The following is a 21,338-nucleotide window of genomic DNA, read 5'->3' on the forward strand; positions in this document are numbered from 1 at the left end:
ACAGCCCGTATTGAGACGTCATCCGGCGGAATCCGGGGCGTCGGCGGGCACCGGCAGGACCTCGTCGGCCACGCGCAGGACCGCGTGCAGCGCCGCCGACCGGTTGCCCGTGCGCCAGCCGAGGGCGATGGGCAGCACCGGCACGTCGTCGCCGGCCAGCGGCCGGAACACCACGTGCGGCAGGTGGATGTCACGGGCCGACTCCACCACCACCGCGAGGCCGACACCCGCTCCCACCAGGGCCAGCATGTTGTACGAGTCCGGCGCCTCCTGCGCGATCCGGGGCGCGAAACCGGCCTCGTGACAGGCCTGCACCATGGCCTCGCGCACCGCGGACTCGCGCGACAGCGGGAACGTCACGAGGGGCTCGTCCGCCAGTTCGCTCACCGGGACCTCGGGCCGTGACGCCAGCGGATGGCTGTCGGGCAGGGCGAGCACGAGCCGCTCCATGCGCACCACGCGGGCCGTGATGCCGCGCCGCACGGGCAGCGCCACGAAGCCGATGTCGAGCGAACCGTCGGCGACCCGGCGCAGCGCCTCGCCCGTGTAGGTCTGGCCTTCGAGGACGAGCTCGATCCCGGGCAGCCGGGAGTTGACGGCACGGGTGAGCAGCGGCAGCACGGAGTAGCTGCTGGCCCCGGCGAAGCCGACGCTGACCCGGCCGGCCTCGCCCAGGTGCGCGGCCCGTACGGTGCGCCGGACCGCCGAGGCGTCGGCGAGCAGCCGCCGGGCCGGCTCCAGGAGCGCCTGGCCCGCGGGGGTGAGGCGCACGGTGCGGGTGGTGCGGTCGAACAGCTTGGCCCCGAGGTCCCGCTCCAGGAGCTTGATCTGCTGGCTCAGGGGCGACTGGGCGATGTGCAGGCGGTCGGCGGCACGCCCGAAGTGCAGTTCCTCGGCGACGGCGACGAATCCGGACAGGTGTCTGAGCTCCACGGGGGTGACCCTACGACGAGGCCGGCCGCCCGGCCGACACCGGTAATTCGTCTGATCGTCTTCCCCTGTCCGCGCCGGTATGGGAGAACGCTCTGATGTGCGATGACGAACTGATACCGCCGCGGGCGGACTTGACCGAGAAGCAGTGGCTGCAGGCCGACGCGCCGCTCGCCCGGGACCTCGCCGGGAAGTGGGGCCCGCAGGCCCTCACGCTGGACCGCCGCACGCTGCTGGGCGGCGTCGCCGCGGGAGCCGCGCTGGCCGCGCTGCCGTTCGGCGCACAGCGGGCCGCGGCGGCGCAGGGCGTCGCCAAGTTCCCCTTCCCCCAGGCGCCGAACCGCGAGGGCGAGTTCGCCGTCCTGCTGACCGGGGACTCCGGCACCGGCGGCGAGGAGCAGCTCGCCGTGACCGAGGCCGCCCGGCGGGTGTGCCGGGACGAGGGGGTGTCGCTCGCCGTCGGGCTCGGCGACAACATCTACGAGAACGGGCCCGAGTCCGACCACGACTCCGAGTTCCGGGACAAGTTCGAGACGCCCAACACCGGCATCGACGTCCCCTGGCTCATGGTCCTCGGCAACCACGACTGCTCCGGTCTGATCCCGGGCAGCGGCGGTGACCCCTCGCGCGGCGACCGCGAGGTCTCCTACGCGGCCACCTCACCGCGCTGGTACATGCCGAGCCGCTACTACACCGTCGCCCTGCCGTCCGCCGCGGGTCCCGGGAACGGCGACCCCGTGGTGGAGTTCTTCGCCCTCGACACCAACCCCGTCGCGTCGACGGTCGCCCAGACCGCGCCCCACTACCGCTGGGACGGCCCGTACATGCGCGCCCAGCGCGCGTGGCTGGACACCGCGCTCGCCGCGTCCAAGGCCCGCTGGAAGATCGTGCTCGGCCACCACCCCTACCTGAACAACGGGAAGCACGGCAGCGCCGGTTCGTACGACGGCTTCCTCATCGGCCACTACACGCGCGGGATCCACCTCAAGGAGCTGTACGAGCAGGTGGTGTGCGGGCGGGCCGACCTGATCCTGTCCGGGCACGACCACACCCTCCAGATCCTGGAGCCCACGGCCCGCACCGCGGGCACCCGCCAGATCGTCTGCGGGGCCGCCGCGAAGTCCGGTGACGGCAAGGCCCACTTCGACCACCCCGCGGCCTGGCAGAACTTCTCCGACGTGGGGTTCATGGTCCTGAAGGTCTCCCAGCGGGCCATGACCGTGGACACCTACACGGTCGACGTCCCCACCCGGACCGCGCGCCTGGCCCACACCACGACGACCTCCACCGCGGTGGCGGCCCGGAGCAGCGTGGGCTGAGGCCGGGCGGGGTGGCGGCGTCAGGCCTTGTTGCCCGACGCCGCTCCCGGCTCCGCCCCGGCAGCCGTGCCCGGCGCCGCCTTCGCCACGTTCCTCGCCCACATCACCAGCGGTATCTGGAGCGGCAGGCGGCCGATCGCCGCGGCCCTGAGCGGGGCGGGGCGGCGCCGCCAGTCCACCGCCATCTGCACGTTGGCGGGGAAGACGCCCACGAAGAAGGCCGCCGTGGCCAGGGCGGCGGTGCGCCGGGTGCGGGGCAGCGCCACCCCGGCCGCGAGGGCCAGCTCGACCGCGGCGCTGGCGTACGTCCAGGTGCGCGGCGACCCGGGCAGGACGCGCGGCACAAGGGCGTCGAACGGCTTCGGCGCGGCGAGATGCGCCACCCCGGCCCCGGCGAGCAAGCCGGCCAGGAGCATCGGGGAACGGGGCGTCAGCGGCATGCTGCCTCCTTCGGTGGGGACGGGAGGCAGACCTTACTCGACGGTAAGTACCGCGTCACCGGCGCGTGGTCGCCGGGCGGTCCGCCATGGCGCCCGCGCGGCACGCGGCACGCCACACGCGCCTCACAGCAGCCGGGCCCCGCGCTGCGCGAGGTAGCGCACCGGGTTGACGTCCGATCCGTAGCCGCGCCGGGCCCGGATCTCCAGGTGGAGGTGGGGCCCGGTGGCCCGGCCCGTGGCCCCGCTGCTGCCGAGCCGGTCGCCGGTGCCGATGCGGGCCCCTTGGCGCACGGAGATGCGGGAGAGGTGCGCGTACACGGCGTAGTGCCCGTCCCGCAGCCGCACCGTGACCGCCTTGCCGTACGCGCCCGACCAGCGCGCCAGGACCACGGTGCCCGCGCCGACCGCGTGCACCGGCGTTCCCGAGGGGACGGCGAGGTCGATGCCGGTGTGGTGCCCGGCGAGCCAGTTGCCGCGTACGCCGTAGCGGGCGGACACGCGAAAGCCCCGGCGCAGCGGCAGGGCGAACTTGCCGCGGGGTCCCTCCGGGGCCAGTGCGCGGTTCTCGGGGGTGGCCTCGTCCGCTTCCGCGAGGGCTGCTTCGAACTCCTCGTCGTAGCCGAGGCCGCAGCCGCCGTCGGATTGCGCGGCGGCGTGCGGCGCGGGGCCCGCCACCGTGAAGGCGGCGCCGCCGGCCACAAGGACCGCGGCGACGCTCAGTACGTCGCGTCGTGTGGTGCCCGCTTCACGCGGGCCGTCTATGTCGTAGCCCATGAAGGCCAGCACACCGGCGACGGGCCCCGTGCGCACGCCGAGTGCTCCGCTTGGCGTAACGCCACCGGCCACCGCCCGGCGGCCGGCCCCGGGCTCAGTCCAGGGTCGGCCGGTACACGGTGAGCGCCTCGGGGAGCTTGTCGAGGAGCAGTGCGGCGGGCGCGGGGGCCAGTTCGCCGTCGTACGCCATCTGTGTGCCCTCGGGCAGGTCGGAGATGACCAGGCGCTGGGCCTTGGCGGACGCGTACAGGCGGGTCTTGGTGAGCTGGCCGACCACCGCGGCGGCCAGCAGACGGCTGCGCGCGAAGCGTCCGGCGTGCGCGATGCGCACGTCCAGCAGGCCGTCGGCCAGGTCGTGCCGGCGCACCGGGGCGATGCCCGAGCTGCGGTAGGCGCCGTTGCCCGCGAAGAGCAGCCACATCGAGCGGGCCTTGCCGTTCACCACCGCGCTCAGCGGCCGTCCCGTGTGCACGATCTGGGCCACGCCGAGCAGCGCGGCGGGCGGACCGCCGACCTTGGGCGACCACTCCTCCCTGATGCGGACGAGTTCGGGGTAGGCGCCGAGGCTGAACGTGTTCAGGAAGTACACCGGCTCGGAGGACGTCCTGCCGCCGGGCCCGACCCCGGCCAGGGGCTTGATCCGGCCCACGTCGGCCCGTACGGCACTGCCCTGGGCCAGGGCGACGCAGGCGTCGGCGACCGTGTCGACGCCGAGGTCCGCGGCGAAGTGGTTGAACGTGCCGCCGGGCAGCACCATCAGCGGCACGTCGAAGCGCAGGGCCGCGCTCACCGCGGCGTTCACCGTGCCGTCCCCGCCGCACACACCGAAGACCCCGCCGCGCCGGGCGGCGTCGCGGGCCGCCTCGTCGAGGACCTTGGGCAGCGGTCCGGCCTCCGGCTCGTACAGGATCACCTCCGCACGGGGCAGGGCGGTCTTCAACTGCCGGAGGGGGTCCATGAGCTGCGGCTGGGCGCCGGACGAGGGGTTCGCCACGACGACGAGGCCCTCGCCGTCGGGCAGCGCGGGCGCGTCCGTGCGGGGCCGGGCGGGCGGCGGCAGCTGCGACCGGGAGGGCACCATGCCGCGCACCGCGTAGGCGGCGCCCACACCGAGGGCGGCGCCGACCAGGACGTCGCTGGGGTAGTGCACCCCCGTGTACACGCGGGAGAAGGCCACGGAGGCGGCGACCGGGGCCACGGCCGCGCCCAGCCCGCGCGACTCCAGGGCCACGCCCGTGGCGAAGGCCGCCGCCGACGCCGAGTGGCCCGAGGGGAAGGAGCTGGTGATCGGCTGCCGGGACAGATGCCTTATCACCGGCACCGTGTCGAGCACCGGGCGCTCACGGCGCACCGCGCTCTTGCCGAGCGTGTTCACCGTGGCCGACGCCAGGGCCAGGGAGGCCACTCCCCGGACCGCGGCCCGCCGCCCGCGCGCGCCGCCGAACGCCCACATCCCCGCCGCGATGCCGAACCACAGCAGGCCGTGGTCGGCGCTCCTGCTCAGCCGGGGCAGGACGGGCTGCGCCGCAGGCCAGGAGCGGGCCGCCACGCGGTGGAAGGCCAGGCGGTCGGTGGCCCCGAGCAGTCGGCGGAGGTGCGGCGTCGGAAGATCACTCATGCACCTCCTATACCCCAGCCGTCCCTCCGCACCGCACACGTCTTGCGCTCGCGCTGTGACGTTCACTTCAATCAGTCATATGGCTGCACCCCGCCCCACCTCACCGCGGCACCCCACCTCCTCCCGGCGGCCCGCGGAACTGCCGCCGACCGCGTGGGCCGTGCTCGGCCTGCTCTCCTTCCCGGGCGAGCGCACGGGGTACGAGCTGAAGAAGTGGGCCGACGCCTCGCTGCGGCACTTCTACTGGTCCCCCGCCATCAGCCAGATCTACGCCGAGCTGCGCCGCCTCGAAGCGCTCGGCTACGCCACGTCGCGGCGCTCGGGACCCGAGGAGCCCCGCGCGAAGCGGTCGTACTCCATCACCGCCGAGGGCCGTGCCGCGCTGATCGGATGGGCCGGGGGCGCCGGGGACGCGGGGCCCGCCGTCCTGAAGCACCCGCTGCTCCTGCGGGTCTGGCTCGGACACCTGGCGGCGCCGGAGCATCTGCGGGCCCTGGTGACCGAGCACATCGCGCACACACGGGGCGAGCTGAAGGAGGTGCGCGACGCGCTGGCCCGCGCGGACGGGGAGGCGGCCTGGACCCATCCGCAGATCGCGCTGCGCTGGAGCGGGCGGCGTCTGGAGGCGGAGATCGAACTGGCGGAGGCGATGCTCGCCGACCTCGCGGAGATGGCGCCGCGCACCCCCTCGCCGAGGCCCGCCGATCCCACCGGCCCCGCGGCCGGATCCGCCGCCACGGACGCGCCGTCCGCCCCCGGTCAACGCCCCGCGGACACGCCCACCCACGGGTGACGTGGCTCGCGGCCCGGGGGCCGCAGGCGGTAGGACGGGCGGAGTCAGCCGACCCCGCCGTATGGAGCAGTGCCCCTGTGACCACCCGTGCCGTCCTTGTCGCCGCCGTCATCACCGGGCTCCTGCTCGGGATCGTGGGAAGCAGAACGGACGGCTCCGGCGCATCGGGGCACCCGCGTACGGGCGGCTCCTTCGCCGGGGCGGGCCGTTAGGCTGCGACATTGCCGCGGGACCTTCCTCCTCTGTCGCCCCGCGGCCACCGAGCCGCCGTCGACGGAAGCGAGTGAACCTTGAACTTCCTCACCATCGGTCATCGCGGGGTCATGGGTGTCGAACCCGAGAACACCCTCCGGTCCTTCATCGCCGCGCAAGCCGCGGGCCTCGATCTCATCGAGCTCGATCTGCATCTGAGCAAGGACGGCGCCCTCGTCGTCATGCACGACGCCGACGTGGCCCGTACGACCGACGGCAAGGGACCGATCGCCGAGAAGACCCTGGCCGAGCTGCGTGAGCTGGACGCGGGGCGCGGTGAGCGCGTCCCCGTCTTCGAAGAGGTCCTGGACGCGGTGAAGGCGCCGCTCCAGGCCGAGATCAAGGACGTGGCCGCCGCCCGCGCGCTCGCCGAGGTGATGCACCGGCGCGACCTGGTGGGCCGCGTCGAGGTGATCTCCTTCCACGACGAGGCGATCGCCGAGATCGCCCGCCTCGTCCCGGGCGTCCGCACCGCGCTCGTCGCGAGCCGCTTCGGCACCGACGTCGTGGAGCGCGCCACGGCGGTCGGTGCCACCACCCTCGTCCTGAACATCCGGCGTCTGACGCTGGAGATCGTCGAGCGGGCCAGGAAGGCCGACCTGCGGATCATCGGCTGGGTCGTGAACACGCAGGACGATCTGCGGCTCGTTCGGGCGCTCCAGCTGGACGGCGCCACCACGGACTATCCGGAGATCAAACGGACGGGCCGCTTCACCGCGTGAGACCTCCGCGCGTGCGGCCACGGGTCCGCCCCGGTGGCCGCCCGCACCTTCGCGCGCTCAGCCGATGGGCTTGACCAGCAGCTCGAACCGCAGGTCGTCCCGCTGCGGAATGCCGAACCGCTCGTCGCCGTACGGGAACGGGGTCATCTTTCCCGTACGGCGGTAGCCGCGCCGCTCGTACCAGGCGATGAGGTCCTCGCGTACGGAGATCACGGTCATGTGCATCTCCGTCACGCCCCACGTCTCCCGCGCGGTCCGCTCGGCCTCCGCCATGATCACCTTGCCGAGGCCCGCGCCCTGAAGCGAAGGGCTCACCGCGAACATCCCGAAGTAGGCGTGCTCCCCGCGGTGTTCGAGCTGGCAGCAGGCGACGATCTCGCCCTCCCGCTCGACCGTGAGCAGCTTGCTCCCGGGCGCCTTGATGACGTCGAGGACCCCCTGGGGGTCGGTTCGCCGGCCCTCCAGGATGTCCGCCTCCGTGGTCCAGCCGGCCCGGCTGGAGTCCCCTCGGTACGCCGACTCGATCAGCGAGACGAGCGCGTCGACGTCCGCTTCGGTGGCGGCGCGGAAGGTGAGGTCGCTCGTGCCGGGGCGCGGGGCGGTGTCCATGGGGCGGGTTCTCCGATCTCTCTGGCCCACCGCTGTCGGGCGCGGCGTGGGCGAGGCACCGCCGAGCGTATCCCCCCACTAAGGTGCGGCTGCATGGTGCATGTACTGAGCAGCAGGATCCTTCTCCGGCCCACCGACCCCGAGCGCTCGCGGGCCTTCTACGGCGAGGCGCTGGGCCTCGCCGTCCACCGCGAGTTCGGTACGGGCCCCGAGCGCGGCACGGTCTACTTCCTGGGCGGCGGCCACCTGGAGGTGTCCGGCCGCTCGCAGACCCCGCCCGCGCCGGGCCTCCAGCTGTGGCTCCAGGTGGCGGACGTGCGCCAGGCGCACGCCGAGCTGGTGGCGCGCGGGGTGGAGGTGGCGCGGGAGCCGGTGAAGGAGCCCTGGGGCCTCGTCGAGATGTGGATCACGGATCCGGACGGCGTCAAGATCGTCGTCGTCGAGGTGCCGGAGGACCATCCCATCCGGTACCGACCCGGGATCTGAGGGAGGGACACCCTCCCGCGCCCGCCGGGGAAGAGGGGCCGAAAACCACGGGACTACCCCCGGCTCCCCGGGGCAGGCGGCTGATTCGACGGTTCGGGAGCATTCGTCCGACGCTCCGGGGTACTCGGACTCCTCGCCCGGCGCACCCGAGGTGCGGCGGGCGGCCCCTCGTCGGAGGATTGACCGGACCCCTCGCCCAACCCTGGAGCGATCTCTTATGCAACGTCCCCGGATTCTGATCATCGGCGGTGGCTTCGCCGGTATGGAGTGCGCGCACAAGCTGGAGCGAACGCTCAAGGCGCAGGACGCCGAACTGCGGCTCATCAGCCCGCAGGACCATCAGCTCTATCTGCCCCTGCTTCCCCATGTCGCGTCGGGCGTGCTGACCCCGCAGTCGGTCGCGGTGCCGCTGCGCCGCATGCTGCGCCGTACGGCGATCGTCCCGGGCGGGGCCATCGGCGTGGACCCGAACGCGAAGGCCGTGATCGTACGGAAGATCAACGGCGAGGAGGTCGTGGAGCGCTACGACTACCTCGTCCTCACCCCGGGCAGCGTGACCCGGCAGTTCGACATCCCCGGTGTCGACCAGTACGCGGTCGGCGTGAAGACGCTGGCCGAGGCCGCCTGGATCCGCGACCACGTGATCTCGCAGCTGGACCTGGCGTCGGCGAGCACGGACCGGGCCGAGCGCGAGGCCCGCTTGCAGTTCGTGGTGGTCGGCGGCGGGTACGCGGGCACCGAGACGGCGGCATATCTGCACCGTCTGACGAATGCCGCGGCCGAGCGCTACCCCGGGCTCGACCCCTCGGAGATCAAGTGGCACCTGGTCGACGTGGCCCCGAAGCTGATGCCCGAACTGGGTGACAGGCTGGGCGAGAAGGCCCTGGCCATCATGCGCCGGCGCGGCGTCGAGGTGTCGCTCGGCGTGACGGTGGAGAAGGCGACCGAGGACACCGTCACCCTCACCGACGGGCGCACGCTGCCCTGCCGGACGCTGATCTGGACCGCCGGTGTCGCGCCGAGCCCGCTCATCGCGACGCTGGGCGCCGAGACCAACCGGGGCCGCCTGGTCGTCGACCCGGAGCTGACGGTGCCGGGCATGGACGGGGTGTTCGCCCTCGGCGACGCGGCGGCCGTCCCGGACATCGCCAAGGGCGGCGACGCGATCTGCCCGCCGACCGCGCAGCACGCGATGCGCCAGGGCTGGGCCGCCGCGAAGAACGTCACCGCGGCGCTGCGGGGCACGCCCCTGACGCCCTACCGGCACAAGGACATGGGCCTGGTCGTGGACCTCGGCGGCATCCAGGCCGTGTCGAAGCCGCTGGGCGTGCAGCTGACCGGCCTGCCCGCGCAGATCGTCGCGCGCGGCTACCACTTGGGGGCCCTGCGCACGGTCACGGCCCGCTTCCGCACGGCCGCGAACTGGGGGCTCAACGCGCTCGCGGGCGACGACTACGTACGCACCGGATTCCAGTCCCAACGCCCCGCCACGCTCAAGGACTTCGAGATGACGGACGTCTATCTCTCGCCGGAGGAGATCCACGAGCGGATGACGTCTCATGTGGCGGCGCGCTCGATGGCCCCGGAGAAGCCGCTGTTCCCGTAGGGGGCGGACAGGGTGTGCACGAGCCGGTGCTCGCTTCCCGCGAGCGCCGGCTTCTGCGCGGGTGCACGACCGGACGCCGGACGCACGCCGGGAAGCCACCTGTCCCGGCGGGCGTGCTGCGGCTACCAGTGGTGGGGTAGGCGTAGCTCCAGCAGGCCATGGCCCTTGCCTGGCGACGAAAAGGCCGATGTTCGCGGCTCCGGAACGCCACGGCCGTCGTCTGATGTTCGATGCCGCCGTCGGACGGCGGTCGGGACGCCCCGGAATCCGTCGTCTCGCCGCCCGGTTGATCACGGCGCGCGTCAGGTCCGTACTACGCAGCACCCGACTGTCGCCACACGAAGGACTCCACCACCATGCGTATCGGCATCGACGTCGGTGGGACCAACACCGACGCCGCCCTTCTCGGGCACGACGACCGCGTTCTCGCGGCCGTCAAGTCACCGACCACACCCGACGTCACCTCCGGTGTCATCGCGGCGATCCGGGGCCTCGCGCCGCCCGTCGAATCACTCACCTCGGTGATGATCGGCACCACCCACTTCCTGAACGCGCTCGTCGAGGGCGCACGGCTCACTCCCGTCGCGGCCGTACGTCTGGGACTGCCCGCCACGGCCGCCCTGCCGCCCATGGCGGACTGGCCCGAGCGGCAGCGCACGGCCCTCGGCGGGCACGGCTATCTCTGCCACGGCGGGCGGGAGTTCGACGGGCGGCCGCTCTCACCGCTCGACCCGGACGAGTTACGGCGCACGGCCGCCGACATCGCCGCGCGCGGGCTCACCTCGGTCGCCGTGTCGTCGGTGTTCTCGCCGGTCGCCGAGACCGACGAGTGGCGCGCCGCCGAAATCCTGCGCGAGGAGCTGGGCGAGGGGGTGCACTTCTCGCTCTCGCACGACCTCGGCCGGGTCGGGCTGCTCGCGCGGGAGAACGCCACGATCATCAACGCGGCACTGCGGGATCTGGCCACGGTCGTCGTCGAGTCGTTCGGCAAGGCGCTGGCCGAGATGTCGATCACGGCACCGTTCTTCCTGTCGCAGAACGACGGAACGCTCATGGACGTCGACTTCGCGCGCTCCTGCCCCGTCGCGACCTTCGCGTCGGGGCCGACCAACTCGATGCGGGGCGCGGCGCTCCTGTCCGGGCTCGGCGACTGCGCGGTCGTCGACGTGGGCGGCACGACCGCTGACATCGGCGTCCTGACCGGCGGGTTCCCGCGCGAGGCCGGGGGCGAGAGCGAGGCCGCGGGGATCCGCACCAACTTCCGTATCCCCGACGTCCTTTCGCTCGGCATCGGCGGCGGGTCCCTGGTGTCGCGCGACGGTGAGACGGGGCCCCGGTCGGTGGGCTACCGGCTCACGGAGGAAGCGCTCGTCTTCGGCGGCACCCGGCTGACGGCGACGGACCTCGCCGTGGCCGCGGGCCGCGCCGACATCGGGGACCCCTCCCGGGTCGCCCATCTGGGACGGGAGTTCACCGAGCACGCCCTGGACCGCGTCGCCGAGCGGCTCGCCGAAGGCGTGGACCGGATGCGGACCTCGGCGGCGGCGCTGCCGGTGGTCGTCGTGGGCGGCGGCTCCGTCCTGGTGCCCGCGGCGCTGCACGGCTGCGCCGACGTGCGCCGGCCCGGCCACTTCGGCGTGGCCAACGCGGTGGGGGCGGCGATCGCGCAGGTCGGCGGCGAGGTCGACCGGGTCTTCCGCGTCCCCGAAGGACACCGGGACGCGGTGCTCGCCCAGGCGCGCGAGGAGGCCGTCGGGCGGGCACTGGACGCCGGGGCGCGGCCCGGCAGCGTACGCGTCGTCGACGTCGAGGAGGTGCCGCTCGCCTATCTGCCCGGCGGCGCCACCCGCATCCGCGTCAAGGCCGTGGGCGATCTGGACCTGGGGCGTCTCGACGCGGCCACCGCGCCCGACGCCGGGGCGACCGCCCATGCGTGAGATCACCCTGGACAACCTCGACGACATCGCACGGGGCGCCGGCATCCTCGGCACGGGGGGCGGCGGCGACCCCTACATCGGCAAGCTGCTCGCCCGGGAGGCGATCCGCGCGCACGGGCCGGTGCGGCTCGTCCGGATCGACGAGGTCGCCGCCGACGCGACCGTCGTGCCCATCTCCGGCATGGGCGCGCCCACGGTCCTCCTGGAGCGGGTGCCCAACGGGCGGGAGTATCTGGCCGCGTTACGGGCCCTGGAGAGACACCTGGGCCGCGGGGCCACGCATCTGACGCCGCTGGAGGTCGGCGGGGTCAACTCGATGCTGCCCATCGTGTGCGCCGCACGGGCCGGGCTCCCGCTCGTGGACGGCGACGCGATGGGGCGGGCGTTCCCCGAGGCACAGATGGTGCTGCCGGGTCTCGTCGGGATCAGCAACTCGCCGATGGCGCTGGCCGACGACAAGGGCAACACCGTCGTCGTCGAGGCCGTCGACAACCACGCGGCCGAGCGGATCGCCCGCGCGGTGTGCGTGGAGCTCGGCTGCCAGATCAGCTGCGCGGACACCGTGCTGCGCGGCGATCAGCTCGCCGACGGGCTCGTGCCCGCGACCCTGACGCTCGCCGGACGGCTCGGGGCGGTGGTGCGGGAGGCGCGCGCCACGCACGGGGACCCGGTGGCGGCGGCGCGCACCCTCCTGGACGGCATCCCTCTCCTGACGGGCAAGGTGGTCGACGTGGTCCGCCGTACGGAGGGCGGCTTCGCGCGCGGCCACGCCCGCCTCGAAGGGCTGCGGGACGACGGCGGCCGGGTGCTCGAACTCGGCTTCCAGAACGAGCACTTGCTGGCCACGCGCGACGGGGTGACCGTGGCGACCACGCCCGACCTGATCTGCGTCCTGGACAGCGAGACCGGGGACCCGGTGACCACGGAGGGTCTGCGCTACGGCCTGCGCGTCAGCGCCTTCGCCGCCCGCTGCGATCCGCGCTGGACCACTCCGGGCGGCCTCGCGCTCGCCGGGCCCCGCTGCTTCGGGTACGAGGTGGACTACCTGCCCTTCGGGTCGGCCGCCTGAGTCCGTGCGGCGGGCGGGCGCAGGGTGATCGTGTGCCGCGTGTGGCGCTCCACCGCCTCCCGGGAGTAGAGCAGCGGGAAGGAGCCGTCCGCCGCCCAGCTCGCGAACAGGTCGTCGTAGTGCGGGCTGCCCGGCACCCCGGACTGCCCCGGGGAGTTCATCGCCACGGAGTCGTCCCAGGAACCGACGTCCACGACGAGCCGGAAGGTGGCCCCCGCGCTCTGCCGGAACCCCGGCCCGTACGCCGCGGCCCCCACGGTGTCCCCGCTGCCGCCGCGCGGGACGGGCCCCACGGAGGCCCACTTCGGGGCGGGCCCGTCGAGCAGGGCGGCGAGGGGGTGGTGCGGATGAGCGTGGTGCAGTGCGCCCCAGGTCCAGGAGGCCGCGTCGGCGCCCAGAAGCCCGGTGAGTTCGTCCATGGCCGCGCGGAGCGTGCCCAGCAGGAGCCCGGGGTCCGGGTCCCCCGCGAGCAGCTCCAGATCGATGCGCGCGTCCGCGGCCGCCTCCTCCCCGGGGAGGACCCGCTTCAGGGCCCGCTCGCCCTGCTCCGCGCCCAGGACGCCGCCGAGGGCCCGCGCCAGGAGGGCAGGGCGCAGATGCCGCCGGTACCAGACCTCGAAGAGGGCGGCGGCGGGTGAGCCGGCGGTGAGCCGGGCGTCCCAGCCCCGCAGGAGCGCGAGGGCGGTGCCGTCGGCGTCCGCGGCCTCCGCCGGCTCCAGCTCCGCCAGCAGTTCCCGCAGCCTGCGTGCCGGCAGGCTCACGTAGTCCGTCTGGAGACGCACGCAGTCCTCGACCGTCCAGGCCGTGTGCGAGGCGAGCTCCTCCGTGATGCGGTCGTGGCGGGTCGGCGCGTACCAGTCGTACGTCACCGTCTTCTCGGCGTTCGGATACGTGGGCGGCAGGTTCAGCTGGTTGGCGGTGGCGAACCAGCCCTCGGCGGGGTCGCGGACCGAGGGGAGTTCCTCCACGTCCAGGAAGCCGTCCCATTCGTAGCGGCCGTCGCCCGGCACCGGGAGCGTGCCGTCCCAGTTGGGGCGGACGGGGACGCGGCCCGCGGGCCGCCAGCCGATCGTGCCGTCGGGGGACGCGTAGACCTGGTTCTCGCCGGGCGCGCCCCAGCGGCGCATCGCCGCCACGAACGCGTCGGGGCTCGTCGCCCGCATGTAGTCCATGCTGCCCAGGTAGGGGGCCATGCCGGGGCCGAGCCAGGCCGCGCGGACCGCGAACGCGGTGTTCTGGTCGGGCAGTTCGCGGATGACCGGGCCGTGCCGGGTGAACCACAGGTCGGCCGTGACCGGTTCCCCGTCCCGCACGGGGATCCTCTCCGTCACGTGCGTCATCCGCTCCCAGCCGCCGTCGTACCAGTACGCGTGGGGGTCGGCCGGGTTCGTGCGGTAGACGTACAGGTCCTCCTGGTCGATCGGGAAGATCGTCAGGCCGAAGGCGACGTGGCCGTTGTGGCCGATGGAGATGCCGGGCAGGGCCGGTTCGCCCGCTCCGATCGCGTCGATGCCCGGTGCCGAGAGGTGGGCGAGGTAGCGCAGCGCGGGCAGGGCGATCCCGCGGTGCGGGTCGTTGGCCAGGAGGGGGCGGCCGGTGGCCGTGCGGGACGGCGCGATCACCCAGTTGTTGGAGCCGTCGAGGCCCTGCCGGGGCGCGGCGCCCGCCGCCCACGGGGGCGTGGTGGCCAGCTCGTACACGCGCAGGACGTCGGCGGGGATCACGGACAGGTCGAGGCCTTCGGGGACGCGCAGCCGGTGCGGGGCGGGCTCACGCCGGCGGCGCAGATCCTCGGCCTGCGGGCCGTGGTCGCGCAGGGTGAGCGCGCGGGCGACCTCGTCGCGCAGGTTGTACTGGAGCCCGTGGCTGCGGACGCGGGCCACGTCGGAGGGGTGCCAGTACGCGGGCTCGTACGCCAGGAGGCCGAACTCCGGCGGCAGGTGCGACGCGTCCGCGCGGCACAGCGAGACGTAGGCGTTGATGCCGTCGACGAAGGCCGTCGTCACCCGCTCGGTGTCGTCGCCGTACGCGCGCCACTCCTCGGCCATGTCGCCGCGGTAGAGGAAGAGGCGGGCCGCGCGGTCGTGTTCGGCGTACCGCTCCCCCAGCACCTCGGCGAGCAGTCCGAGCCCGCGCCGCCGCCACAGGTCGAGCTGGAAGAGGCGGTCGCGGGCGGCGTTGAAGCCCTGGGCCAGGAAGAGGTCGTCCTGGGAGGCGGCGTAGAGATGGGGGACGCCCCAGCGGTCGATCTTGATCTCCACGGACTCCCGCAGGCCCGGCACCTCGAAGACGTCCGTCATCCGGTCTCCTTCACGGCGGTCCGTGCCGCGCTCTCGCCCGGCGGGGCCGGATCGGCGGCGGACGGTGCGGCCGGCCCGGGGCCCGGGGCGATCCGGACGACCGCGAGAAGCACGACGAGGTTGGCCCCGAGGGCGATGATGCCACCGTTCACGCCGTGGTACGGATCGTGGTCCGTGGCCCACAGCACGGTCATCACCGCGAGCCCGGTGAGCATCCCGGCGACCGCGGCCCGCGCGGTCAACCGCCGCCAGAACAGCGCCAGGAGCACGACCGGCACCAGCTGCGCCAGACCTTCGTACGACAGGACGGAGAGTTCCACGAGGGTGTTCGGGTAGAAGAGGCTGCCCGCGAGGGCGATCAGCCCGGCGATGACGCAGACGAGTTGCGAGAGCCGTTTGGCGCGCATGTCGTGCGCGTCGCCGGAGGTCCCCGGCGCGCGGCGGCGGGCCCGCGGATCGGCGCCGTTGCCGCCGCCCAGGACCGTGCGGCCCCACAGCGTGCCGATGGAGAGCATGAAGACGCTCATCGGCACGATCGCCGAGAGGGCGCCCGCGACACCGATGACCGCGACGACGGGTGCGGGCAGCGAATCGGTGACGAGGCTGAAGAGGGCCAGGTCCGGGTTGCCCAGGGTCGGCATCACGAACAGGGCCGTCGCGCCGACCACCATGGGGACGAACAGGAGCAGTTGGTACCACGGCAGGAGCAGGGCGTTGCGGCGCAGCGCGTTCGGGCTCTTCGCGCTGAGGTACCCGGCGACGGTGGTCGGGAAGATGGTGATCGTCACGGCGTTGAGCACCACCGTGCTCAGGAACCACAGGGCGTTGCGCCCGCCGGACTCGTGTCCGGGGAAGGTCAGCCACTCGGGTTTCTCGGTGACCATGCGCTGCATGAAGTCGCCGAAGCCGCCGAGGTAGTGCATCGGGATGTACACGGCGAGGAACACCACGGCGACGATCACCAGCAGGTCCTTGAGCGCGCTCACCCACGCCGAGCCGCGCAGCCCCGACACGAGGATGAACACCTCCGCCACGACGAAGGAGATGACGGCGGCGACCTTGAGGTCGACGCCCCCGTACGTCATCGCGTTCACGACGACACCCATGCCCTGGATCTGCACCTGGATGTAGGGAACGATGAAGACCGTCGCGACGACGGCCACGAGGATCCCCACCGGCCGCGACCGGAAGCGGAATTCGGCGATGTCCGCGATGGAGATGAGCCCGTGCCGGGTCGCGTACGTCCACAGGGCGGGGCCCACGACGTACGCGACGGCGAAGCCCACGGTCAGATAGGCGACCAGGTAGAGGATGGGCGCGCCGAAGGAGTAGGACCACCCCGCGGTGCCGAGGAACGAGAAGCTCGTGTACGTCTCGCCGGCCATGAGCAGCCAGATGAACAGGACGCCGAGGCCGCGGCTGGAGACGGACCACTCGGCCAGGCCCTTGGACCGGCCGCGGGCGCTCCAGAGGCCGATCCCGATGGTCGCGATCATCGCGAGCCCGAAGACGGTGGTGGCGACGGCTGCCGAGCCGTTCATCGGCGGCCTCCTTCGGTGTCGGTGCCCGCGAGGTCGTCGGCCGGGAGCGGTTCGACGGCGTTGGCGCGGTAGGCCGGGTCGAGCCGGGCGGCGAGCCAGATGACCAGGGGGCTGATCACCGTGGCGGCGATGACCCAGGCCAGGAGGAAGGGGATGCCGAGGACGCGTGGCTCGATGCGGTTGGCGACGAACGGGGCGAGGCCGTAGAGCAGGACGGGGACGAGGAGCAGCCAGAGGGAGGAGCGGGCCACGCCACGGAGGGTGGGGAGGCCGTCGAGGGGGTCGTCTCGCGCGCCGTCGTCAGCTGTCGGGGGCATGGGGGGCTCCTTGAGGGGCGGCATCAGGGGCGCGCCGGGGTGGGGGAACGGAGGGTCATTTGGGCTGACGGAAGGGGGCGTTGCCCGGGTCACACGGACGGGTCGTACCGGCCGTCGACCGCGGTCCAGCCGCCGTCGACGCTGAGCACGGTCCCGGTGACGAAGGTGGACGCGTCCGACACGAGATAGGCGACGGCACCGGCGAGTTCGTCGGCGCGGGCCCAGCGCTTGAGGGCGGAGGCCTGGGCGTAGGCGTCGAACCACGCGGGGTCGGCGGCGATCTGGTCGGTGAGCGGGGTACGGACGACTCCGGGCGCGACGGCGTTGAACCGCACGCCCTGAGGCCCCCACTCCGCGGCCGCGGTCCGCAGCAACTGGACGAGTCCCGCCTTGGACGCGGCGTAGGGCCCCTGCCCCGGCTCCACCTGGAAGGCCCGCATCGAGGCGAACCCGACCACGCTTCCCCGGCCGCGCTCGGCCATGCCGGGGGCGACGGCCTGGACGAGCGTGAGGTAGGAACGGAGGTTCAGCGCGATGACGCGGTCGAACTCGTCGAGCCCGTAGTCGGCGAGGCGCTTGCGCACGTTGGCCCCGACGGTGACGACGAGTCCGTCGAGCGGCTCCCAGGCGGCGACGGCGGCACGCACGGCGTCGGGGTCGAGGACGTCGAGGGAGTGGGCCACCGCCGTGCCGGCAGGCGCCGCCCCCGCCTCGCTCTCCTCCACCGCGAGCGCCGCCGTCCGCGCCGCCCCCTCCAGGTCGCGGTCGGCGACGACGACGTGCGCGCCCTGGGCGACCAGCGCGCGGGCGGCCTCACGGCCGATGCCGCTCGCTCCGCCCACGACGGCGACACGACGCCCGTCGAGCCGGAACAGATTGCCGTAGTCCATGGTGGTGCCTCTCGTGCCGGGGGCGGTGGGGAGTGATCACTGTCCGGTGGGGCCCGGCGGCCGTCAGGGCCGGATCACGGCCATGCGGGTCACCGTCAGTTCCTCGATCGCGAACCTGGGGCCCTCGCGGCCGATGCCCGAGTCCTTGACGCCGCCGTAGGGGGCGATGTCGCTGCGGTAGCCGGGGACGTCGTTCACCACGACGCCACCGGCCTCCAGCCGGTCCACGGCGTCAAAAGCGGACCGCAGGTCCCGGGTGAAGACCGCCGCGTGCAGGCCGTAGCGGCTCGCGTTGACCAGCTCGTACGCGGCGTCCAGATCGGGCGCCGTGCGCAGGCAGACGACCGGGCCGAAGATCTCCTCGTCCCAGGCGGGTTCCCCGTCGGGCACCTCCGCGAGGAGGGTCGGCACCACGCACCGGCCGCTCGCGTCCCGCCCGCCCCCGGCCACCAGCCGGGCCCCCGCGGCCCGCGCCCGTCCGACCCAGTCGAGCACCCGGTCCGTCGCCGCCCCGTCGATGAGCGCCGCGACGCGGGTCGCGGGCTCCCGAGGGTCGCCGACCACCACATCGGGCCATCGCTCCGTGAGGCGCTTCTCGAACTCCGCCGCCACGTCGGCCACCACGACGACCCGCTGTACGGAGATGCAGGCCTGACCCGACGCGTAGAGCCCGCCGCGCACCACCGCGTCGGCCGCCGCGTCGAGATCGGCGTCCGCGGCCACGACGAGCGCCGCGTTGGAGCCGAGTTCGAGGACCACCTTGCGGGGGGCCGCGTCCCGCGCGATGCGGTGCCCGACCTCGGCCGACCCGGTGAAGGACACCGCCGCGACCTCCGGGTGCGTGGTGAGCGCACGGCCGACCTCGGCGTCTCCCGTGACGAGCTGCACCGCTCCGGCGGGCGCGCCCGCCGCCACGAGCTGCTCCCGTACGAGATGGACCAGGCGCAGGGTGGCGAGCGGGGTCGCCGGGGCGGGCTTGACGATCACGGGGCAGCCCGCGGCGAGCGCCGGTGCGATCTTGTGGGAGGCGAGCAGCACCGGGTAGTTGAAGCCCGCGATGCCGACCACCACGCCGACGGGCCTGCGCGTCCAGAATCCGAAGAGCCCCTCCCCCGACGGTTCGAGGTCCAGCGGCACGGTCTCGCCGTGCAGATGGGCCACCTCGTCGGCGGCGGACCGCCAGGTGGCGACGGCCCGCCGCATCTCGACCTCGCAGTCGACCCGCGGCTTGCCGGTCTCCAGGACGAGCAGGTCCACCAGCTCGGGAACCGCGTCGGCCAGCGTCGCGGCGACCCCGGCGAGCACCTGCCGCCGCACCCCGGCGGTCAGTCGGCCGACCCGCACCCGGACGGCCGCCGCGTGGTCGACCGCGCGCCGCGCGAGGTCCGCGTCACCGATCGGCGCCACGCCGATCTCGGTCCCGTCGTACGGGAAGAGGACGGGCCCCGCGGCGGGCGCGGGCACCCAGCCCTCGCCGACGGGCAGCCCTTCGGGGCAGGTCATCGCGCACCTCCGGTGGCTCCGGTCAGGAAGGCGTGCGCCGCGGCGGCGTACACGCGCGTGTACTCGACGATCTCGTGGACCTCGACGAACTCGTCCTTCTGGTGGGCGATCCACTTCCCGCCGGGGCCGTAGACGACGGTCGGCAGACCGGCGTCGCGGGTGAGGATGGTCCCGTCGGTGGTGCCCGGCACGGCCCCGAACGGCGGTGCGGTGCCGTGCACGTGGCGGTGCCCCTCGACGAGGGCGGTGACCACGGGGTGGTCCTCGGGGATCTCGACGGACGGCCGGTCGTCGACCACGGTGAGCCCGACGCCCACCCCCACGGTCCCGGCCGCCTCGGCCGCGCACCGCCGGACCCGCTCGATGAGTTCGGCGTGGTCGGTGCCGGGGATCGTGCGCAGGTCGATGCCGACGAATCCGTGGGCGGGGATGACGTTGAGCTGGTCCGGGTCGCCGCCGAGCAGGACGGTCGGCGTGACCGTGACGCTCCCGGCGTGCGGGTGGGTGCCGTACCGCTCCTGGGCCCAGTCCTGCACGCGGGCGAGGGCCTCGACGACGCGCGCCCCGGCGACGACGGGGCTCTTGGCCTCCTGCGGCATGGCGCCGTGGGCCATCACCCCGTCGAGGTCGAGGCGCAGCCGGATGCCGCCGCGGGCGGAGGTGCACACCTCGTACCCCTCGGGTTCGCAGACGATGACCCCGTCCACCTCGCGCGCGAGCGGGGTCGCGGCGAACGCCTTCGCGCCGAGCATCAGCCCTTCCTCGTCGCACAGCACGCCGAGGACGACCCGGCCGGGGAAGGGACCGGTGAGCTGGAGGGCCCGCACCGCGTGGATCATCGCCGCGACGCCGGACTTCATGTCGGCGGAGCCGCGCCCCCAGAGTCTGCCGTCCCGGATCTCCGCGCCGTAGGGATCGACGCTCCAGTCCGCGGGATCCCCCTCCGTGACGACGTCGATGTGCCCTTCGAACATCAGGGTCGGCCCGTCGCCTCCTCCGCCCTCGACGACGGCGACGGTGTTGGGCCGTCCCGGCGCCACCTCCGTCACCTCGAACGGCCAGCCGAACTCGGTGAAGAGGCGGGCGACGAGTTCGGCCGCGGGCCGTTCGACCTCGGTGGCTCCGGCCGCATTCACGGTACGCAGCCGGACCAGATCCCTGGTGAAGGCGACGACGGCGGCGGGGTCCACCGCCGCGTCGAAGTCGGGTGTGCCGGTGGGCCGTGCACCGGTGCCGCGTGAGCTGGTGTGCATGGAACCTCCAAGTCGGCCGGCCATGAGGCCAGTCGACTGGTCAGACCAGTTGAGTTCCCGTACTCTGCCTCCACGTTCACGGCCGGGTCAACCACCAGATCTTGGTTTTCCCGCGCCGTCATCGCGCGTCTGATCGCGTGTCAGCTACGTACCGTGGAGGGGGCGGGCCGATGGCCGCCGACGACGCCGACCTGTTCCGGCCGGTCACCCCGGTCCGCGCCTACCAGCGGGTGGCCGAGCAGATCGAGGAGCGCATCCTCAGCGGTGATCTGCCGCCAGGATCCCGGCTGCCGGCCGAGCGCGAACTGGTCAACCGCTTTGGCGTGGGGCGCTCCACGGTCCGCGAGGCGCTGCGCGTCCTTCAGTCGGCGGGCCTGATCCGCTCGCGCCCCGGCGACCCGCTGGGCGCGGAGGTCCTCGGCGTCTCGCCCGACAACCTCAGTCAGGCCCTGGGCCGGTTGACCCGCTCCAACGTGGCGACGCTCGGCGAACTGGTCCAGTTCCGCATGGTGTTGGACGCCGAGAGCAACCACCTGGCGGCCCGGCTGCACGGCGAGGACGATCTCGCCCGGATGCGCGAGCAGATCACCCGCATGGAAGCCCTCAGCCGGGGCGGCCCGGCGTCCCTGCACGCGTTCAGCGAAGCGGACGCGCTCTTCCACCGCGCGATCGCCGAGGCGAGCGGCAATGCGCTCCTGGGCCTGTGCGCACGCGCGGTGCACGAGGCGGTGGTGGAGGTCATCGAGAAGAAGATCGCGGGCGTCACGGACACCACGGCCTGGATGGAGCGCTCCATAGCCCATCACCGCGAGGTCCTCGCGGCGATCGCGGCGGGCGACGGCCCCCTCGCCGCCCGCCTGGGCCGCACGGCTCTGCACGCGTACTACGCCGACCATGTGGAGTCCGGGACACGGGAGTTGCTGGCGGCGTCGGTCGAGGAGCACTGATGTCGAGGACCACTGACGTCGAAGACCATTGA

Annotated in this window: 20 protein-coding genes; 9 read left to right on the plus strand and 11 right to left on the minus strand. The window is 73.7% G+C overall.

Translation table 11 applies throughout. The features are described from left to right. Positions 1–18: 18 nt before the first annotated feature. Positions 19–933 (minus strand): LysR family transcriptional regulator, encoded by a 915-nt coding sequence (locus tag QBL25_RS07375; protein WP_409056199.1) that lies wholly within the window; start codon positions 931–933, stop codon positions 19–21. A 95-nt stretch (positions 934–1,028) separates the two neighbouring features. Here QBL25_RS07375 and QBL25_RS07380 point away from each other — a divergent pair, with 95 nt between their 5' ends. Beyond that, positions 1,029–2,249: a metallophosphoesterase gene (locus QBL25_RS07380; RefSeq protein WP_409056200.1), complete on the plus strand. Its 1,221-nt coding sequence runs from the start codon at positions 1,029–1,031 to the stop codon at positions 2,247–2,249. Positions 2,250–2,269: 20 nt separating this feature from the next. Here the strand turns inward: QBL25_RS07380 and QBL25_RS07385 are convergent, their stop codons facing one another. The 3 genes from QBL25_RS07385 to QBL25_RS07395 all read right to left on the minus strand — a co-directional run bounded on the left by QBL25_RS07385 (position 2,270) and on the right by QBL25_RS07395 (position 5,081). Beyond that, the gene (locus tag QBL25_RS07385) at positions 2,270–2,689 is read right to left on the minus strand and encodes a hypothetical protein (protein WP_409056201.1); all 420 of its coding nucleotides are present in this window, start codon (positions 2,687–2,689) and stop codon (positions 2,270–2,272) included. A 123-nt stretch (positions 2,690–2,812) separates the two neighbouring features. After that, positions 2,813–3,499: a M23 family metallopeptidase gene (locus QBL25_RS07390; RefSeq protein ID WP_409056202.1), complete on the minus strand. Its 687-nt coding sequence runs from the start codon at positions 3,497–3,499 to the stop codon at positions 2,813–2,815. A 58-nt stretch (positions 3,500–3,557) separates the two neighbouring features. Then, positions 3,558–5,081 (minus strand): bifunctional phosphatase PAP2/diacylglycerol kinase family protein, encoded by a 1,524-nt coding sequence (locus QBL25_RS07395; protein ID WP_409056203.1) that lies wholly within the window; start codon positions 5,079–5,081, stop codon positions 3,558–3,560. Between the two features lie 79 nt (positions 5,082–5,160). Between QBL25_RS07395 and QBL25_RS07400 the strand changes: the two genes are divergently transcribed. From QBL25_RS07400 to QBL25_RS07410, 3 genes are all read left to right on the plus strand, one after another. Then, positions 5,161–5,874, plus strand: coding sequence for a PadR family transcriptional regulator (locus tag QBL25_RS07400; protein WP_409056204.1), 714 nt, complete (start codon positions 5,161–5,163; stop codon positions 5,872–5,874). Positions 5,875–5,951: 77 nt separating this feature from the next. Then, on the plus strand, positions 5,952–6,086 hold the full coding sequence (locus QBL25_RS07405; protein ID WP_409056205.1) for a hypothetical protein: 135 nt from the start codon (positions 5,952–5,954) through the stop codon (positions 6,084–6,086). Between the two features lie 78 nt (positions 6,087–6,164). Further along, positions 6,165–6,848 carry a glycerophosphodiester phosphodiesterase gene (locus QBL25_RS07410; protein WP_409056206.1) on the plus strand — a complete coding sequence of 228 codons (684 nt, stop codon included), beginning with the start codon at positions 6,165–6,167 and terminating at the stop codon, positions 6,846–6,848. A 57-nt stretch (positions 6,849–6,905) separates the two neighbouring features. Here QBL25_RS07410 and QBL25_RS07415 read toward each other — a convergent pair whose 3' ends face one another. Continuing rightward, positions 6,906–7,457 (minus strand): GNAT family N-acetyltransferase, encoded by a 552-nt coding sequence (locus tag QBL25_RS07415; RefSeq protein WP_409056207.1) that lies wholly within the window; start codon positions 7,455–7,457, stop codon positions 6,906–6,908. Between the two features lie 93 nt (positions 7,458–7,550). Here QBL25_RS07415 and QBL25_RS07420 point away from each other — a divergent pair, with 93 nt between their 5' ends. The 4 genes from QBL25_RS07420 (at position 7,551) to QBL25_RS07435 (ending at position 12,555) form a co-directional block, all read left to right on the plus strand. Next, positions 7,551–7,943 (plus strand): VOC family protein, encoded by a 393-nt coding sequence (locus QBL25_RS07420; protein WP_409056208.1) that lies wholly within the window; start codon positions 7,551–7,553, stop codon positions 7,941–7,943. Positions 7,944–8,160: 217 nt separating this feature from the next. Continuing rightward, the gene (locus tag QBL25_RS07425) at positions 8,161–9,549 is read left to right on the plus strand and encodes an NAD(P)/FAD-dependent oxidoreductase (RefSeq protein ID WP_409056209.1); all 1,389 of its coding nucleotides are present in this window, start codon (positions 8,161–8,163) and stop codon (positions 9,547–9,549) included. A 356-nt stretch (positions 9,550–9,905) separates the two neighbouring features. Continuing rightward, entirely contained in the window at positions 9,906–11,486 is a 1,581-nt protein-coding gene (locus QBL25_RS07430) for a hydantoinase/oxoprolinase N-terminal domain-containing protein (RefSeq protein ID WP_409056210.1), read from the plus strand. After that, on the plus strand, positions 11,479–12,555 hold the full coding sequence (locus QBL25_RS07435) for a DUF917 domain-containing protein (protein WP_409056211.1): 1,077 nt from the start codon (positions 11,479–11,481) through the stop codon (positions 12,553–12,555). Before QBL25_RS07430 ends, QBL25_RS07435 begins: the two co-directional genes overlap by 8 nt. Here QBL25_RS07435 and QBL25_RS07440 read toward each other — a convergent pair. The 6 genes from QBL25_RS07440 to QBL25_RS07465 form a co-directional block, all read right to left on the minus strand. After that, the gene (locus tag QBL25_RS07440; protein WP_409056212.1) at positions 12,528–14,855 is read right to left on the minus strand and encodes a penicillin acylase family protein; all 2,328 of its coding nucleotides are present in this window, start codon (positions 14,853–14,855) and stop codon (positions 12,528–12,530) included. The two genes, QBL25_RS07435 and QBL25_RS07440, sit on opposite strands and share 28 nt — an antisense overlap. Beyond that, complete coding sequence (locus QBL25_RS07445; RefSeq protein WP_409056213.1) at positions 14,852–16,396, minus strand: sodium:solute symporter; 1,545 nt, start codon at positions 16,394–16,396, stop codon at positions 14,852–14,854. Before QBL25_RS07445 ends, QBL25_RS07440 begins: the two co-directional genes overlap by 4 nt. Continuing rightward, positions 16,393–16,713, minus strand: coding sequence for a DUF3311 domain-containing protein (locus tag QBL25_RS07450; protein WP_409056214.1), 321 nt, complete (start codon positions 16,711–16,713; stop codon positions 16,393–16,395). Before QBL25_RS07450 ends, QBL25_RS07445 begins: the two co-directional genes overlap by 4 nt. Positions 16,714–16,802: 89 nt before the next feature. After that, entirely contained in the window at positions 16,803–17,603 is an 801-nt protein-coding gene (locus QBL25_RS07455; protein ID WP_409056215.1) for an SDR family NAD(P)-dependent oxidoreductase, read from the minus strand. Between the two features lie 63 nt (positions 17,604–17,666). Then, complete coding sequence (locus QBL25_RS07460) at positions 17,667–19,106, minus strand: aldehyde dehydrogenase family protein (RefSeq protein ID WP_409056216.1); 1,440 nt, start codon at positions 19,104–19,106, stop codon at positions 17,667–17,669. Further along, positions 19,103–20,359, minus strand: a complete 1,257-nt coding sequence (locus QBL25_RS07465; RefSeq protein WP_409056217.1) for a M20 family metallopeptidase — start codon at positions 20,357–20,359, stop codon at positions 19,103–19,105. Before QBL25_RS07465 ends, QBL25_RS07460 begins: the two co-directional genes overlap by 4 nt. Before the next feature lie 170 nt (positions 20,360–20,529). Here QBL25_RS07465 and QBL25_RS07470 point away from each other — a divergent pair, with 170 nt between their 5' ends. Beyond that, positions 20,530–21,306 (plus strand): FadR/GntR family transcriptional regulator, encoded by a 777-nt coding sequence (locus tag QBL25_RS07470; protein ID WP_409056218.1) that lies wholly within the window; start codon positions 20,530–20,532, stop codon positions 21,304–21,306. The last annotated feature ends 32 nt before the right edge of the window (positions 21,307–21,338 follow it).

The organism is Streptomyces sp. SYP-A7185 (assembly GCF_046103685.1).
In the GTDB taxonomy this organism is placed as follows: domain Bacteria; phylum Actinomycetota; class Actinomycetes; order Streptomycetales; family Streptomycetaceae; genus Streptomyces.

Excerpts from the sequence above, each read along its gene's own strand:
- QBL25_RS07380 (WP_409056200.1), top strand. The coding sequence starts at position 1,029 with ATGTGCGATGACGAACTGATACCGCCGCGGGCGGACTTGACCGAGAAG.
- QBL25_RS07385 (WP_409056201.1), bottom strand. The coding sequence starts at position 2,689 with ATGCCGCTGACGCCCCGTTCCCCGATGCTCCTGGCCGGCTTGCTCGCC.
- QBL25_RS07395 (WP_409056203.1), bottom strand. The coding sequence starts at position 5,081 with ATGAGTGATCTTCCGACGCCGCACCTCCGCCGACTGCTCGGGGCCACC.
- QBL25_RS07400 (WP_409056204.1), top strand. The coding sequence starts at position 5,161 with ATGGCTGCACCCCGCCCCACCTCACCGCGGCACCCCACCTCCTCCCGG.
- QBL25_RS07415 (WP_409056207.1), bottom strand. The coding sequence starts at position 7,457 with ATGGACACCGCCCCGCGCCCCGGCACGAGCGACCTCACCTTCCGCGCC.
- QBL25_RS07420 (WP_409056208.1), top strand. The coding sequence starts at position 7,551 with ATGGTGCATGTACTGAGCAGCAGGATCCTTCTCCGGCCCACCGACCCC.
- QBL25_RS07425 (WP_409056209.1), top strand. The coding sequence starts at position 8,161 with ATGCAACGTCCCCGGATTCTGATCATCGGCGGTGGCTTCGCCGGTATG.
- QBL25_RS07430 (WP_409056210.1), top strand. The coding sequence starts at position 9,906 with ATGCGTATCGGCATCGACGTCGGTGGGACCAACACCGACGCCGCCCTT.
- QBL25_RS07435 (WP_409056211.1), top strand. The coding sequence starts at position 11,479 with ATGCGTGAGATCACCCTGGACAACCTCGACGACATCGCACGGGGCGCC.
- QBL25_RS07440 (WP_409056212.1), bottom strand. The coding sequence starts at position 14,855 with ATGACGGACGTCTTCGAGGTGCCGGGCCTGCGGGAGTCCGTGGAGATC.
- QBL25_RS07445 (WP_409056213.1), bottom strand. The coding sequence starts at position 16,396 with ATGAACGGCTCGGCAGCCGTCGCCACCACCGTCTTCGGGCTCGCGATG.
- QBL25_RS07450 (WP_409056214.1), bottom strand. The coding sequence starts at position 16,713 with ATGCCCCCGACAGCTGACGACGGCGCGCGAGACGACCCCCTCGACGGC.
- QBL25_RS07455 (WP_409056215.1), bottom strand. The coding sequence starts at position 17,603 with ATGGACTACGGCAATCTGTTCCGGCTCGACGGGCGTCGTGTCGCCGTC.
- QBL25_RS07460 (WP_409056216.1), bottom strand. The coding sequence starts at position 19,106 with ATGACCTGCCCCGAAGGGCTGCCCGTCGGCGAGGGCTGGGTGCCCGCG.
- QBL25_RS07465 (WP_409056217.1), bottom strand. The coding sequence starts at position 20,359 with ATGCACACCAGCTCACGCGGCACCGGTGCACGGCCCACCGGCACACCC.
- QBL25_RS07470 (WP_409056218.1), top strand. The coding sequence starts at position 20,530 with ATGGCCGCCGACGACGCCGACCTGTTCCGGCCGGTCACCCCGGTCCGC.